This is a genomic window from Halomonas sp. V046 (assembly GCF_052645355.1).
This window is the reverse complement of sequence record NZ_JBQXYF010000047.1, coordinates 1-683: the sequence shown is the minus strand read 5'-3', so window position 1 is coordinate 683 and position 683 is coordinate 1. Positions and strand designations below refer to the sequence as shown.

Genomic DNA, 683 nt, shown 5'->3' with positions numbered 1-683 from the left:
ACCACGATCGCAAAGCTGTCGACGACATTGTCATCCGCGGCGTTGTGGCTCGCCGCACCACCGGTCTCGGTGTAGCTGTACTGGAAGGTGCCGCTCTGGGCATCGAAGCCGGTGATGGTCAGGCTGCCCTGGCCATCGGTATTGGGGATCGTCACCGGGGTGCTGAAGTCCGCCCCGACCAGCTCCACGCCACCGATGGTGACGCTCGCCAGGCCTGCGCTGCCGCCGACGCTGAAGCTGCCGGTGACGGTAGCACCGCTGGCCTCTTCCACGCTGTTGTCGGCACCGGTCACCGTACCGTCAGTGTCGGTCACGGTCACCGTCGGCGCGTCGTCTTCCTGGCCATTAATGGTCAGCGTCAGACGGGTGCTGCTGGTGTCGTTGTCGGCATCGGTCAGGGTGTAGCTGAACACCTCGGTGACCGACTCGTCGCCGTCCAGTCCCTGCACCGCCGGGTTGGTGTTGTCCAGGGCGTAGCTGTAGCTGCCATCGGCGGCGAGGGTCAGGGTGCCGTACTCGCCCTCGATCACCAGATCGCCATCGGCGTTGGTGGTCGCGGTGTTGGCACTCTCATTGTCGCTGGAAACGGCAGTGACGGTGGTCTGGTCGGCCCCCAGGGTGTCGGCCCCGGCGTCGTTGGCGGCCCCCTCGATCACGTTACCGCCGACCGTGGCGGTCTCCTC

1 protein-coding gene is annotated in these 683 nt (G+C 66.5%); it reads right to left on the bottom strand.

The genetic code is table 11. The annotated features are described in order from the left end of the window. The coding region (locus tag ACUN9Y_RS22150) for a VCBS domain-containing protein (protein ID WP_445462906.1) at positions 1 to 683 on the bottom strand (683 nt) is incomplete at both ends.